Source organism: Paenibacillus sp. FSL H7-0703 (assembly GCF_038003485.1).
GTDB classification, from domain to species: domain Bacteria; phylum Bacillota; class Bacilli; order Paenibacillales; family Paenibacillaceae; genus Paenibacillus; species Paenibacillus polymyxa_B.
In genome coordinates this window covers 466,203-480,843 of record NZ_JBBOPF010000001.1, presented here as the reverse complement: position 1 = coordinate 480,843, position 14,641 = coordinate 466,203, and the positions used below count along the sequence as shown (strand labels likewise).

Genomic DNA, 14,641 nt, shown 5'->3' with positions numbered 1-14,641 from the left:
TCCAATAACCCCGGAGATTTACGGCTTTTGTGGTTTGAATGTAGCAAGTTTTTATGTAGCAATGTCGCTGAATTAAAACTTGTTGTAGTAGATCTTTACGCCAAATTAATGACATTGGAAGCATGATGATTGGTGCCGCGCAATGGTTTGAGATATGAACTTTGTGGGCCTACGACTCATACAATTGCGCTGACTTCCAGTGCTGCCGACTCATGAATACCAAAGACAATGCAATTACCGTAAGGATGATCCCAAGCATTTGAAATCCCTTGAAGCTAAACGTACCTCCCATAACAATAGCTATCAATAATGAAGAGATAATGGTTCCCAGATATCTTGATGTGTTAAATAATCCGGATGCTACACCGATTATTTCTTTTGGAGAACTTTGGAACAGGGCTGCTTGCATACCTACATTGTTCAAACCGTTGCTAATACCGAATGCAGCTAAAGCCAAACACACGCTGATAACCGGTGAAGTTGGATTCAATGTCACGAGCCACACTGACCCCAATGTCATCAGAATTGCGGACACCAGCAATGCCGGTCTGGGTCCTGATTTATCGATCCATCGTCCTGCAATTGGAGAAGTAATTAGCGAGCACAAGCCTAAGCTTAGCATGAGAATGCCTGTTTGGAACTCACTGACATGACGTACCATTTGCAAGTAGGACGGAAGCCCGAAAAAGAGCGAGTAATATAGTACATTAACGAGCATGAATTCAACATTAACCCAAGTCATCGCAGGGTAATGGGCAAATGTACGTAAAGGAATAAAGGGTGATGTCGCTTTTAACTCATGTCGTACGAATATCCCCAGCGCAACGAGACCTATCAGCCCAACAATGACATTTCCTAACGAGATATGCCCAGATGATTTTGCTGAGAGTAATCCAACGAGCAGGGTAACCAAAGCCACTGTGAAGAGCAGAATTCCTAATGCATCAATCAATTCAAACCATTTACGAAAGGACATGTTGCGTGCTACGGATGTTGGCAGTTCGTCCTTAGGAATAGTCCTCCAAGCCAATACAAAGCTGGCCACCACAAACGGAATATTGATGAAAAAGATAGCAGGCCAATTCCACCAGTGAATCAAGACACCGCCAATAAAGGGGCCAATCGCTGCTGCTCCAGATAGGAATATGGACAAAACAGACAACGCAGTTGCTTGTTTCTCTGTAATATGGATTCGAACAATAGCCATTCCAACCCCAGCCATCATGCTTGTTCCGATGGACTGCACAATGCGGAACACGATGAGCCACCCGAAATTTGGTGATAATGGAGCTAATAATGATGCAATGAAGCTTACAACAAGCCCAGAAAGAAATATCCTCCTACGACCGAATAAATCGCTGGCCTTTCCCATGACAGGTTGTGCGATGCTACTTGCAATGTAGAAAGAAAAAATAATCCAGGAAACACCTGTAAAGTCAAGTTGGAACACATTTTGCAGACTTGGAATAGCAACAGAAACCATCGAAGAATTTAATGGGTTCAATAGTATCCCTAGACCAACTGAAATCATTAACCACCAGCTGCGAACGCTCATTTCTGGTCCCCCCATAGCGAATTAATGTCATCGTACTTGAAATCGATTATTTATTCCAACGCATTTGATGTTATAATCTCATTGACTTGAGGGAATGAATGGGGGATCATAATGGAACTTCTCCAACTGCAATATTTTCTGACGGTAGCTCGTTTGGAACATGTGACCGAAGCTTCACGAAGTCTGCACGTTACTCAATCGTCGCTGAGCAAAACGATTCATCGCCTGGAGGAAGATCTGGGGGTTCCTCTATTCGATCGAACAGGGAGGAAACTGCGATTGAATGAGTTCGGAAGTAGATTCCTTCACCGTGCAGAGAGGGCTTTATTTGAATTGGAGCAGGGGAAGCAGGAGCTAAGTGATTTATCCAGCCCGGAACATGGCACTCTCGAATTGGCAGTGACCACCGCAAGCACATTACCCAATATTCTGCGAGAGTTTCGGAAAAAGCGACCCTTTATTCAATTTCATGTGCAAATGCTGACCACGCAGGAAATGGTAACGCTGCTTCATAGAGGAGAGGTCGATTTTTGCTTGTCCTCACCTCCAATAGAGGGAGATGACATCGAATGCCAAATCGTGTTTATCGACCCAATCCTTGTAGCTGTTCCAAAGGGGCATCGGCTGGCAGATCGAAGCAGTGTAACGTTGACAGATCTAAGGGATGAATGGTTTGTCGGTGTAAAGAGAGGCTACGGTACTCGCGATTTAGTGGACTCTGTATGCAAATCGGAAGGTTTTATACCTAAGTATGTGTATGAGGGGGATGAACCTGCAAGGCTTAGTACGCTTGTGGAAGCTGAAATTGGCATAGCCTTCATACCAAGCACGGCAAGAAACTCACGGGAACATCTTAAATATCTTCAAGTAGAAAATCACGAATTGGTACGGGAGATCGCTTTATTATGGCACAGGAGTCGGTATATTTCGCGGGCTGCTCTGGAATTCCGTGAGGTAGTTGTAGAATATTTCGGAGCAATATCCAAACAGACAATATAATCCCATATATAAGCGAAATAAAAAACATTAACAGAAGCGGTAGCGTAGGACATGTTAACCAAACGTCCTAAGCGGCCGCTTATTCTTTTATTCAACTGCAAAATTTGTAATTTCGATTTGTACGCTGCCATACACACATGCCCAGCTATTGAAGGAGTTTTTTAGATTGTACTAACCCATCCTTCTCAGCTGGCGAAACTGCTCCGGTGTGATGCCTGTATGCTCCCGAAATCTCTTGATAAAATAGCTGCTTTGATGAAAGCCAGTTTCCAGTGCAATCTGCTTTACAGTGAGTGCCGTGGATACAAGGAGATGTTTGGCCAGCGTTATTCGGCATTGGAGCAAATATTGAGCTGGGGTGCTGCCCATGATCTGATGGAAGAGCCGGCTAAAATGAAAGGAGCTATAACCTGACGTCGCAGCCATTGTCTTCAAATCGAGCATGTTCCGACAATGCATACGAATATATTCCGCCGTATGACGAATCCTCTCATGGACGGTGCCGCCGGGAGAGGTGCCGAAAATTTGGTGGGAATGGTGGATGATCTCCAGAAGAACCTCATAAAGCAGGGAAGAGATCCGTACATCATAGTCGTGACGGTAAGTTTGGGCAAGTTGCAGCATTTCTTCCATCAGTGGCTTTAAACGTTCTGGTCGGTGGAGCGAGAACAGATACGGTTCGTGAATGCTTCGACCTTGTAATAGCGAATCTACGTCCTGCCCGTCGAAATGAATCCATCGAACATCCCAGGGATCCTCGGGTTTTGTTCGATATTGCTGCGTCGTATGCTTGTCGAAAAGAAAGCCCATGCCAGGGGTAAGCTCGATTTCCTTCCCATCATGCACAATAACGCCTTTGCCTGCAAAAATGATATGTAAATTGTATTCTTTCAGTAATCCTGCATTCCTTCGCTCCCCATGATTAGGGAAGTTCTTGTAACGCCCTAATGATTCGGGAAACAGCATACCTTTATTTAGAATGGGCGAAGGAAGATAACAATCTATTTTAATCATGTGTCCATCTCCTTGAGTAAGTTAGCAAAAAAGTAATTCAATTAGCAAAATCGAGTTATTCTAATCCTTTTATTCCTATATTACAATAGATACGGTTACCAGAGAATCACATTTTCGTACTATCACTTCTACTGAAGGAGAATTGGAGCATGCCGAAATCCTTATCTTTAGATCGCTTTCATTTGGGAGCTTGTTATTATCCTGAACACTGGGACGAATCGTTGTGGTCGGACGATCTCATAAGAATGAAGGAACTAGGCTTCAGCATCATTCGGATTGGAGAATTTGCTTGGTCGATCTTCGAGCCGGAGGAAGGAAAGTTCGAATTCACGCTGTTTGACCGTTTCTTGGAGCAGGCAGATGCGAACGGGATTCAAGTGATCATGGGCACACCAACAGCTACGCCACCAGCATGGCTTACTTATAAGTATCCCGAGGTGCTGAACGTATCTATGGAGGGGGTCACGTTCCAACATGGTCAGCGTCGGCATTATAACTACAGTAGTCCCATTTATTTAGAGCTTTGCGCACGTATTACAAGAGAGATGGCACAACATTACAAAGATCATCCGGCCATCATTGGGTGGCAAATTGATAATGAGCTGAACTGCGAGATAAACGTCTTCTATGCCGAGGCAGATCATCAGGCTTTCCGGCGCTGGCTAGAGGAAAAATACGGTACGTTGGAGCAGCTCAACAAGGCCTGGGGTGCTGTATTCTGGAATCAAACTTATAACAGCTGGAAGCAGGTCCATCTAACACGTCCGACCGTATCTGGGTCAACGAATCCTCATCAGGCTTTGGACGAGAAACGATTTATATCCGATAACACCATTTCGTTTGCCAAGCTACAAGTGGACATACTTCGGTCAGTGGCGCCTAATCAGTGGGTGACAACCAACGGTGTATTCGGGCATTTGGATAGCCATAGGATGACGGATCAACTGCTTGATTTTTTCTCGTACGATTCTTATCCTCAATTTAGTACCATTTATCCGGACCAAGGGGAGAAGCCATTGCTGGATCGCAAGTGGGGGCTTTCTTTAAGTAACGTCAGAGGGATTTCACCAAATTTCTGCGTGATGGAGCAGCAATCCGGTCCGGGAGGATGGGTGAACAGGATGGAGATGCCATCTCCACGCCCGGGGCAGATGCGATTGTGGACCTACCAAAGCATTGCTCACGGGGCAGACATGATTTTGTATTTCCGCTGGAGAACGGCAACGTTTGGTACGGAAATGTACTGGCATGGAATCAATGATTATCACAATCAGCCGAATCGTCGGGTCGCAGAAGCAGGCCGCGTCGGAAAGGAGCTGCAAAAGGTCGGGGGGCGGATTCTTGGCAAACGCTACGTGGCAGAGGTTGCTCTACTTCGCGATTATGATAACGAGTGGGATGGCGAGTTGGATAAATGGTATGGTCCCTTGACAAAGCAAAGTGAGCTCGGCTGGTACAAGGCACTGCAGTATGGACATATACCTTCGGATATAGTTACAATCCGTCCGGGTATGGAATCAGAACAGCTGCGGGAACTGGCTAATTACAAGGTGCTGGTATACACGCATCCGGCGATCCTACGAGACAGTACGGCAGCTATGTTACAGAAATATGTAGAGAATGGGGGCATCCTGATCTTTGGCTGCCGCACCGGTTATAAGAACGAGTTTGGTCACTGCCGTATGCAGCTACTCCCAGGCCCTGCAGCCGCAATGAGCGGCGTTCACGTAGAGGACTTTACGATGATAAATGGGACGGCAGCACCTGTATCGGTGCGATTTAAGGATCAAGAACTTGATTTTTGGGCTCCAGGCTTCAACGATATATTGAATGTTCATGCTGATACGGTAGAAGTACTCGCAGAGTACGCATCAAGCTACTATGAAGGGAAACCGGCCTTGACTGTCAACCGTGTCGGTGAGGGACTGGTCTACTATTGGGGTGCAGCTTTTGACTTAGCGTTAGCGGCTGAGCTCCTAAGACAGCTGCCGGTGACATCTCCGCTTGCGGGGTGGTGCCAAGCTCCTTCGACGGTAGAAGTCGCTATTCGTGCGGATGTACAAGAAGAGCTGGTAATTCTACTGAATTACAGCGGAGAAACGGCTATGATTAAACTGAAAGTTGAGACGGAGGAACTCCTTTCCGGTAGCAGGCTTACTGGTACCGCACCATTGGAACCGTATGGAGTATGGGTATTAAAGAAAGTTTAAAATGATTAGAGCATCAGCCGCTGATCTTAGTTCGAAGATCAGTGGCTTTTTATTGCATAAAGCAAGGGAATAACGTGTTGCTTTTGTGTACAGGGTTCGGCTCAATAATCGTTGTCTTTCTTATGGGTTCTTGAACCAGAAAAATCGAACATGATCGGTATTTAATACAAAAATAATGATTTAATACAATATTATTGACTATTTCAAAGCATACAAGTAAACTTACTGTAATATAATCACAGTAAAATGAGATGAGTGATGCAATGCTTGAGCTTAGTTTTGATGATCCGGACAAGCTGGTAACGGTTACGCATGCTTTATCCACCCGTTCCCGAGTTGATATTCTCCGCCTCTTGATTTCCAAAAACCTTAATATTGTAGAAATAGCGGAAGCACTTCAACTTCCGGTATCTACAGTAGCCAACAATATCAAGGTTCTGGAGGCAGCTAGACTGATTAATACAGAGCTTCTGCCTGCCTCTCGCGGCGCGATGAAGATGTGCAGCCGCAATTATGATGACATTCATATTGTGCTAAAGCTTGAAAAAGCAGTACCCAAAGGGGATGTACAGATCTACGAAGTGGACATGCCGATCGGTCATTATAGCGATTGTGAGATTTCACCGACGTGTGGTATGGCCAATGCCGACGGGATGATCATACGTGAGGACGAACCGGCGAGTTTTTTTCACCCGAAGCATATCGGAGCCCAGATGATATGGTTCCGCAAGGGCTATGTCGAGTATTTAATGCCGCTCGAAATACCAGCAGGAGCGCGAATAGAATCGCTTGAGCTATCGATGGAAATGTGCTCAGAAGCACCGAACTATGACAACAATTGGCCTTCCGATATTTCCTTGTGGATTAATGGCGTGGAGATTGGTATGTGGACGTGTCCCGGTGATTTTGGAGACAGGCGCGGCAAGCTGAATCCTGCCTGGTGGTATGAGTGGTCTACCCAGTATGGTTTGCTCAAGACCTGGCGAGTAGATAAAGAGAAGACTGCGCTGGATATGGAGAAGGTTTCCTCGGTTACACTGGATCAGCTCAACCTGCAAAACAGCCACAAGTTGCATCTACGGATCGGAATTAAGCCAGATGCGGTGCATCAAGGTGGGCTCAACCTGTTCGGAAAGCAATTTGGAGATTATGATCAGAATATTAAAATGACTGTGAATTATGTCATGAATTGAGATATGGGTGAGGTAGATAGGCTTTAGTTGCAGGTGTTCTGTAGCTAAAGCCTTATTCAGTTTATTAGTTACATAAAATTAACTTAAAAGCGTTTACATTAAAAACGCATCGCTATATAATCCCTTAAAGATACAAAAATAGTGTAACAAATTGATTTTATTGTTTGTATTTCAAAGCGGAAGTAAAGGATGACGATCGGACCTACAGATGATAACAATACACTGTAAAATCATCAGGCTAAGGTGACTAATTATATATCAAAGGATAGGTGGAAACTGTATGACTACAAACGCTTATATCAAAAATTATCCAAGGCCGCAATTTGTCCGCAAAGAGTGGCTGGATTTGAATGGGGAGTGGGATTTCGCCTTCGACGACGGCAAAATGGGTGAAAGCGAGCAATGCGAAAAGGACAATTCTACATTTTCAGGGTGTAGATTATAAAGCGAAATGCTGGGTGAACGGAATTATGGTTGGTGAGCATGAAGGAGGTTATGCTGCGTTTTCTTTCGACATCACACCCTATATCACTTACGACTCGGAGAATAGCATCGTGCTTAAAGTGGAGGATAGTCAGAGCTGCACGCAGCCCCGGGGAAAGCAGCGCTGGGTGGATCAAAACTTTGAATGCTTTTATGTACAGAGCACCGGAATCTGGAAAAGTGTGTGGATTGAATATGTGAATGAGGTAAGAATCAATGAGGTCAAGATAACACCGGATATCGACCGTCATATGATCCGCTTTGACTTTCAGCTCATGGGTATTGAGGCTAAAGATAATTTACGCCTGGAGACACGGATTGCGCTGAAAGGACAGCATGTGAAAAAGGTCAGCTTATCTGCCGACAGGCCCTGGATAACGGTGGAGGCCCATGTATTTCATGAAGCGGGTGGTTCATGGAAGCAGTGCTTGTGGTCACCGGAATCGCCCAACTTGTTCGATGTAGAGTTTGCTCTGTATGAGGATGAGAAAGAGAGTGACAGGGTGTATTCCTATTTTGGCATGCGGAAAATATCGATTGAAAACGGACGGATTCTATTGAATAATGGCCCTCTTTACCAGCGGCTGATTCTAGATCAGGGCTACTGGCCGGAAACTCATCTGACTCCCCCTTCTGAAGAAGCTCTTATCGAAGATATCGATAAAATAGCTGCGATGGGATATAACGGGGTTCGTAAACATATGAAGTTGGAAGACCCTCGCTTTTTATATTGGTGTGATGTGAAAGGCATGCTCGTCTGGTCAGAAATGGCGTCGACCTTTGAGTTCAATGATCAGGCGGTTAGCCGCTCTACGAAGGAATGGCTGGAAATCGTGCCGCAGCAGTACAATCATCCAAGCATCATAACTTGGGTTCCGTTCAATGAATCGTGGGGCATATCGACCATTGGACATGATGTAAGGCAGCAGCAGTTCACGCAAACGATCTATCATCTGACGAAGACGATTGATCCGTATCGTCCGGTGGTTACCAATGACGGTTGGGAGCATACGGGCTCGGATATTTTGACCCTTCATGATTATGTGGAGACGGGCGAAGAGTTTTTGGAGCGATATCAGGACAAGGAAAGCATCGTAAACAACAGCATCTCCTTTAACAATTGGAAATATGCCTTTGCAGAAGGATATGCCTACCGAGGACAACCGATTATCATAAGCGAATTCGGCGGCATTGCCTTCCACACGGACAAGGGCTGGGGATACGGAAACCAGGTGGATTCAGTCGAAGCTTTTATCGAACGTTTCCGTGCAATCACCGGAGCAATTAAAGCGACCCCCTATCTCTCGGGCTATTGCTATACACAGGTAACCGATGTACAGCAGGAAGTTAACGGAATGTTGACGGAAGACCGAAAACCGAAGGTTCCGCTTGAAGTGATTCGGGAAATAAATCTGGCTTGAAGCGATAATTAAGATAATAGAATTTGCAGAACGGTTGCATGCTTTTGTTCAGCCATTGCTGGATTCACTTAACTAGAGAGTTTAAACTTGGAATAGCAATGTTGGAAAACAGGACAACTTTTCGCATACAGGATTTTAGTAGAAAACTGGATTTAATTATTTTGGTTTTTTGTTCCCCACTCACATAACCCTTCCAAAACAGGTAATAGCGTTTCTGCTTTATCTGTGAGACTGTACTCGACTTTAGGGGGGACTTGAGGATATTCTTTTCGATTCACCAGACCATCCGCTTCCAATTCTTTTAGTTGTGAACTCAATGTTTTATAAGTAATAGCCCCTATCTGTCTTTTCAGATCATTAAAGCGAACTGTTCGGTTTTCGGCTAGGAGATAAATAATAACCATTTTCCATTTACCACCAATCAGTGAAACTGTATAACCAAAAGGTGTATCTTGAATGTTTTTAACTTTACCTTTAAATTCAGCCATACTCATGTTTACAATATCCTTTCGGGTAGTACCTATCAAAATAGTGCGTACTACGTTTTTATTTGTGTTCAGTTTATACTAACCTTACTTTTGAAGTAAAGGAGAGAAGAACATGACTAAAAAAACAATACGCCTCTTAATGCCACAATGGCAAGGGGGAAACAATCCTAATTACTCTTTTGGAGCCGAACTGCTTGCTTGGCTAGCTCCGGATAATGATCAACCCCTTATTCATGTTCCAATTCAAGCTTATAACGGTACTCCGCTTGAAAACGAAAACGGTATGAATGGGAGAAAACAGCTACTTGAACAGTTAGAGGCGGCTCAGCATATCATTGATGCTCATAAGCCAGATCGTATTGTAATGTTTGGTGGTGACTGCTTAGTGGAACAAGCTCCATTTGCCTATTTGAACGAACGATACGGTGGGGAATTAGGTTTAATTTGGATCGATGCTCACAGTGATTTAGTTAGATATGTGAGCTATGATAACGGACATACATTACCGCTCGGAAATCTTTTGGGAGAAGGAGATGAGGAGTTTGCAAAATGTGTGAAAATCCCACTAAAACCTGAAAATGTTTTTATCGCGGGATTAGCGGCTCCTACAGAACAAGAAACAGAAGCCATTTCAGAAGCGTTTCAAAGACTAGGTATAGCTCCTGCAGAATCAGACACAGAAGTGATTCAAAGACTAGGGATTAAAACTGCAGGAACCAAAGAGTTAACGAATAGTACTGAATCTATTAGAGAGTGGATTAAAGAAAGTGGCATTAAGCATCTAGCTATTCACCTTGATTTAGATGTGCTTGACCCAAAAGCATTTCGTTCTTTACTGTTCGCCAACCCTGAAGCACCCTATAATTTTTCTCCTGCGGGAACAATGCAAATGCCTCAGCTACTTAATCTGATTAAAGAACTATCTGAAGAAACAGATGTAGTTGGATTAGGTATAACGGAGCATATGCCGTGGGATGCTATTAACTTAAAGAATCTGCTTGGAGAGATACCTATTTTAAATAAGTAAGTTCATACATGGATTATAATAGAACAATGAGCTGCTTAATCATAAAAATACACCCCCGCAAACATAAAGTGCGTGAGTGTATTTTTATGATTAAGCGATTTTGACATCCTATATTTGGGATTGTGATATTTAGGAGAAAATTCAACGAATTTAGTTTTATGAATGAACAGAGCTGAGAAATGACAACTTAAGAAAGTAGTATACATCACAATTTCCAAAGGAGGATATCTGTTATGGCTCACCAGAAGAAAAGGAAAGAAGCAGCCTGGAAGTCACGAAAGCAAGAGCAGCATCCCCATGGTAAAGTCAAATCGCTCAAGGAGCTGTCCAGCGAATAGGAGTGAGGAGTATACTGCTTGAAAGAGAAGGACTGTCGGTGAAATTCATCGGCAGCCCTCTTTTTGCAATAATTTCGCTTACAGGAAATAATCCCTTTAATGTTGCAGCTGGATTTACTAATAACCATCCAGCTATTGCTTGTAAGCTTTTCAGATTGCAGACCTCATTAGGATGAAAACGCTGAGTATGTAGTTATTCATAATATTCTCTTTGTATAACAACCCAATGCAGATAGCGGGACTTGTAAAAAATGTTTTCCTGATGGCAGAAAGTTGGGGTTGGTTGGGGAGGAAGATGCGCAGTGATCTTTCGGACATTTTTTAAGCTCGATAAAAGACGCGTCTACGAACACCAAATTGCTATGCGTCACATACATCTTCACTTATTTTGGACCAGTAATTTACAGCGTTCTACTATAGAGGGTATCTTCTTAAATTCGTTTTTCTAAAGGTTGCCTGTTCCGGCTAAGAAATGAAGCATCTCCTGTCCAGGAGATGCTTCTTCTACGTTATGATTGGGGAGTCTGAGATAAGCTGATTTATCAGGATACGATTGAATTCAGGAGACCCTGCTTCACCTGATCCGACAGGGGCATAAGTGGCAGACGCAATTGCTCGCCGGCAATAATCTCTTGCTGGGTAAGCCACCACTTGATCGCGGCCGGGGCTGGCTCTGCAAATACATGCTGGATCATCGGTTCCAGTAGCATAAAACTGTCTCGCGACCCGTTCATGTCGCCAGCCACAAAACGTTGGTATATATCCACATACTTCTGGATATGGAGATGAGCGGATGCAAGCATACCACCGGTAGCCCCCTGGCATAGCATGGCATGGAAATAGGTATCCTCTCCGCAGAGGACAGGCTTGGTCTCGTACTGGGTCAATTTTAAGAGCAGATCAAGACCGCCCGTGCTGTCCTTGAGCCCAATTATGCCATCCAGGTCCAGCACTTTGCGTATTGTATCTATTGTCATGCGACTACCCGTGCGAACCGGAATCTCATATACTAGCACAGGCAGGCCTACACGAGATACGACACGGAAATGCTCCAATATTCCTTCCTGCGTCGGCCGGTTGTAATACGGAGTGACCACCATGGCTGCATCCGCTCCTAATTCAGCCGCCATTTCCGTCCGATGCACCGTTGAATAGGTATCGTTCGTACCCGTGCCAATGACGATCGGAATGGTTTTGTTCATGCTCTTCAGAACATCCTGCGTCACATGTACCATCTGCTTCACTTCATCCCAGGATACGGTTGGCGACTCTCCTGTCGTACCGTTAACGACCAGACCCTGGATGTCATGGCCTGCAAGATAGGTAACATACTTCCGGTACGAATCGATGTCCAACTTATAGTCACGCGTAAAAGGTGTAATCAGCGGTATGAAAATCCCATGAATATGTTGTTCGTTCATCATCATCAGTTATCCCTTCCCGTTGAATTAAATCTAATGTAACATAGGAAACAGCATCAGAGTTATCTATAATAAACGATGATTCTAATCAAAATTTTCGATGGGGTGGCCAGATTGGATTTCATTTATCTTCAAACATTTCGGGAAGTTGCCATTCGTGAAAGCTTTACAAGAGCAGCAGAAGTGCTCGGTTACGCACAATCCAGCGTCACGACCCAGATTCAGAAGCTGGAGAAAACCTATCAAGTTAAATTGTTCGAGCGCTACAATAACAATAAGATTCGTCTTACCTCCGCCGGAGAAGAGCTGTTCAAGCTTGCTGGACAAATGCTGGAGCTTTTCGAGCAATCGAAAGAAAAATTGGCCAAGCAGGGCGGAGGCTCCATGACGATCGGTACTATGGATTCCATCGCTTCGTATTTTCTGCCGCCGTATATGCAGGCGACTCGCAAAGAATACCCAGATCTGAACATACGATTGCATACGGATCGCGAAGAGATGATTTTGCACCAGGTGAGGGAAGGGGAGGCCGATGTTGGGTTGATCCTCGCGGACGATTCAAGCAATCCGGCCTTGCAGTGGATTACCATTCGAGAAGAACCGCTTGTGCTGATTGTCCATCCGAACCATCCGCTTATCGCTAAAGAGCGAATCGACCTGAATGATCTGGTTGATGCGGAGTGGATCATGCCCGAGCATACGTGCAACTACAGACAACTGCTGGAGAGAGTGCTTCGAGCAAATGGAATCACCTATCGCGTGAGTCTGGAGCTGGGTAATCCGGAAGCGATCAAACGGAGCATCAAGACTGGAGAGGGTATATCCATTCTACCTCTAATGGCTGCACTGGAGGAGATCGAACGGGAAGAGCTGAAGGTGTTACCCTTTGAGCATGCCGAGCTCAAACTGGAAATTCAGCTTGTTCTTCATCCCAAAAAGTGGGTGTCCAACGCATTGAGCTTTTTTATGGAGAGCATGAGAATATAGATTTTCCTCCATATCAAAATTAATATACAATACGAGCGCTTCCTAGTAGATACCAGAAGCGCTCAAAGTTTAACGTACCGAAGGATGAGAACTTAGAAAGCAAAGATGAACCAAAGCTTATTCAAACTATCGACGTATTTTTTCTAGAAAATAAGCAATCAATATTTGTATTCAAAACTTGACAGCAAGTCATTTTTTCACTAAATTAAATGCATGCGCATGTTTTTTTATTTGGTAATGTGCTAAACCATTCGGTTACTTAATGTTTAATTAGAACAAGATGATCGACCTTACTGCCCAAGAATGGTGATTTAAGTTAATGGGAAAGGAAAAAATATAATAATGAGGAGTGATTAGGTGAAGGTTTTGGTGGTAGGTTCAAATGGACAAATCGGACAATATCCTATCCATTTTTTGGAATAAAACAAAGAACACACAGTCCGTGCGATGGTTAGGAAACAAGAACAAGCTGATGCTTATCAAAAACAGGGCGTTGAAACGATCCTTGCAGATTTGGAAGGGACTGTAGACTCCATTGCAGAAGCCGCTAAGGGGTGCGATGCTATAGTGTTTACTGCTGGCTCTGGTGGAAAAACGGGATATGAAAAAAACGTTGTTAATCGATCTTGATGGTGCTGGGAAAACAATTGAAGCGGCTGAAAAGGCAGGTATTGATCGTTTTATTATGGTCAGTGCAATTCAGGCGAATAACCGGAAGAGCTGGCATGACAATATCCTCCCCTACTATGCAGCAAAACATTATGCGGATAGAGTGCTGGTGTGAGTAACGGTAATAATTGAGACTGATTATTCAAATTTAGAATCATAATTGATACTTTTCGTAAAGGGGGTTTGGTTATGGCTTGGAGAAGTTGGACGTGGAGTTTGGAAGATGAGTTATATCTACCAAAACGAAAAGTAAGTAACCGTGGAAGTCACTACCATCATCATATTATCGGTAGTTTTTTTAGTCAGAAAACAAACGAACCGTTGAGTATGAGTCATTATCCGAACGTCTCTTTTACTACTATCTCGAATTGGATACAGAAGTGATTCGTTATTATGTACAACCAGTTGAAGTGTCTATCTTTGAGGAAGGGCATGAATGGTTCCATGTTCCTGATGTTTTGGTTTTTAGGCAAGGGTATATTCCATTACTTTATCAAATAAAACTGGAGCCCAAAGAAGAACGAAACAATGATCGAACAGAATTGGGTAATAAATATTGTAGAACATACGCATCAAAAAAGGATTGGGAATATCAAGTAGTTTTCCCAAAAACACCTCCGATATCTCTGTCCTGTAACCTTAAGTTTTTGAAAGGTTTTTTAAAAGAGAGAAAGTACTATTCACAATGGTATAACCCTGTTATCTATCGACTTCAGTGTATTTGGGTCTTGTCCAGTTGACCATCTTGCCTCCACATTCGTAAACAATACAGATCCCCTCTTAATTAAACCATTGATTTATCACCTCATCGCAAAAGGAACATTAATCACCAATCT

Annotated in this window: 10 protein-coding genes and 2 pseudogenes; 8 read left to right on the top strand and 4 right to left on the bottom strand. The window is 43.8% G+C overall.

What is annotated here, in order from left to right:
- Positions 1–169: 169 nt before the first annotated feature.
- The gene (locus MHB46_RS01865; RefSeq protein ID WP_341161407.1) at positions 170–1,555 is read right to left on the bottom strand and encodes an MFS transporter; all 1,386 of its coding nucleotides are present in this window, start codon (positions 1,553–1,555) and stop codon (positions 170–172) included.
- A 111-nt stretch (positions 1,556–1,666) separates the two neighbouring features.
- Here MHB46_RS01865 and MHB46_RS01860 point away from each other — a divergent pair, with 111 nt between their 5' ends.
- A complete protein-coding gene (locus MHB46_RS01860) occupies positions 1,667–2,554 on the top strand; it encodes a LysR family transcriptional regulator (protein WP_341161406.1) in 888 nt (295 codons plus the stop codon).
- A gap of 171 nt (positions 2,555–2,725) precedes the next feature.
- Here the strand turns inward: MHB46_RS01860 and MHB46_RS01855 are convergent, their stop codons facing one another.
- Positions 2,726–3,568 (bottom strand): AraC family transcriptional regulator, encoded by an 843-nt coding sequence (locus tag MHB46_RS01855; RefSeq protein ID WP_165179812.1) that lies wholly within the window; start codon positions 3,566–3,568, stop codon positions 2,726–2,728.
- 149 nt (positions 3,569–3,717) lie between these two features.
- Between MHB46_RS01855 and MHB46_RS01850 the strand changes: the two genes are divergently transcribed.
- From MHB46_RS01850 to MHB46_RS01840, 3 genes and pseudogenes are all read left to right on the top strand, one after another.
- Positions 3,718–5,778, top strand: a complete 2,061-nt coding sequence (locus MHB46_RS01850; RefSeq protein ID WP_341161405.1) for a beta-galactosidase — start codon at positions 3,718–3,720, stop codon at positions 5,776–5,778.
- 263 nt (positions 5,779–6,041) lie between these two features.
- Entirely contained in the window at positions 6,042–6,971 is a 930-nt protein-coding gene (locus MHB46_RS01845) for an ArsR/SmtB family transcription factor (protein WP_341161404.1), read from the top strand.
- A gap of 280 nt (positions 6,972–7,251) precedes the next feature.
- Positions 7,252–8,875: pseudogene (locus tag MHB46_RS01840) on the top strand (glycoside hydrolase family 2 protein).
- Between the two features lie 152 nt (positions 8,876–9,027).
- On the opposite strand, the gene MHB46_RS01835 reads toward MHB46_RS01840, so the two are convergent.
- Positions 9,028–9,369, bottom strand: coding sequence for a winged helix-turn-helix transcriptional regulator (locus tag MHB46_RS01835; protein WP_013310350.1), 342 nt, complete (start codon positions 9,367–9,369; stop codon positions 9,028–9,030).
- A gap of 106 nt (positions 9,370–9,475) precedes the next feature.
- Between MHB46_RS01835 and MHB46_RS01830 the strand changes: the two genes are divergently transcribed.
- Both MHB46_RS01830 and MHB46_RS01825 read left to right on the top strand, forming a co-directional pair.
- Complete coding sequence (locus MHB46_RS01830) at positions 9,476–10,390, top strand: arginase family protein (RefSeq protein ID WP_341161403.1); 915 nt, start codon at positions 9,476–9,478, stop codon at positions 10,388–10,390.
- A 233-nt stretch (positions 10,391–10,623) separates the two neighbouring features.
- Positions 10,624–10,728 (top strand): DUF6254 family protein, encoded by a 105-nt coding sequence (locus tag MHB46_RS01825; RefSeq protein WP_023988604.1) that lies wholly within the window; start codon positions 10,624–10,626, stop codon positions 10,726–10,728.
- Positions 10,729–11,270: 542 nt separating this feature from the next.
- On the opposite strand, the gene dapA is transcribed toward MHB46_RS01825, so the two are convergent.
- Positions 11,271–12,155, bottom strand: a complete 885-nt coding sequence (gene dapA / locus MHB46_RS01820) for a 4-hydroxy-tetrahydrodipicolinate synthase (RefSeq protein ID WP_341161402.1) — start codon at positions 12,153–12,155, stop codon at positions 11,271–11,273.
- A gap of 108 nt (positions 12,156–12,263) precedes the next feature.
- On the opposite strand from dapA, the gene MHB46_RS01815 reads away from it, so the two are divergent.
- Both MHB46_RS01815 and MHB46_RS01810 read left to right on the top strand, forming a co-directional pair.
- Positions 12,264–13,136: a LysR family transcriptional regulator gene (locus MHB46_RS01815; protein ID WP_069292117.1), complete on the top strand. Its 873-nt coding sequence runs from the start codon at positions 12,264–12,266 to the stop codon at positions 13,134–13,136.
- Positions 13,137–13,493: 357 nt separating this feature from the next.
- Positions 13,494–13,914, top strand: a pseudogene (locus MHB46_RS01810) (NAD(P)H-binding protein); the annotation flags it as partial.
- Positions 13,915–14,641 lie beyond the last annotated feature (727 nt).

Excerpts from the sequence above, each read along its gene's own strand:
- MHB46_RS01845 (WP_341161404.1), top strand. The coding sequence starts at position 6,042 with ATGCTTGAGCTTAGTTTTGATGATCCGGACAAGCTGGTAACGGTTACG.
- MHB46_RS01850 (WP_341161405.1), top strand. The coding sequence starts at position 3,718 with ATGCCGAAATCCTTATCTTTAGATCGCTTTCATTTGGGAGCTTGTTAT.
- MHB46_RS01830 (WP_341161403.1), top strand. The coding sequence starts at position 9,476 with ATGACTAAAAAAACAATACGCCTCTTAATGCCACAATGGCAAGGGGGA.
- MHB46_RS01860 (WP_341161406.1), top strand. The coding sequence starts at position 1,667 with ATGGAACTTCTCCAACTGCAATATTTTCTGACGGTAGCTCGTTTGGAA.
- MHB46_RS01855 (WP_165179812.1), bottom strand. The coding sequence starts at position 3,568 with ATGATTAAAATAGATTGTTATCTTCCTTCGCCCATTCTAAATAAAGGT.
- dapA (WP_341161402.1), bottom strand. The coding sequence starts at position 12,155 with ATGATGATGAACGAACAACATATTCATGGGATTTTCATACCGCTGATT.
- MHB46_RS01835 (WP_013310350.1), bottom strand. The coding sequence starts at position 9,369 with ATGAGTATGGCTGAATTTAAAGGTAAAGTTAAAAACATTCAAGATACA.
- MHB46_RS01865 (WP_341161407.1), bottom strand. The coding sequence starts at position 1,555 with ATGAGCGTTCGCAGCTGGTGGTTAATGATTTCAGTTGGTCTAGGGATA.
- MHB46_RS01825 (WP_023988604.1), top strand. The coding sequence starts at position 10,624 with ATGGCTCACCAGAAGAAAAGGAAAGAAGCAGCCTGGAAGTCACGAAAG.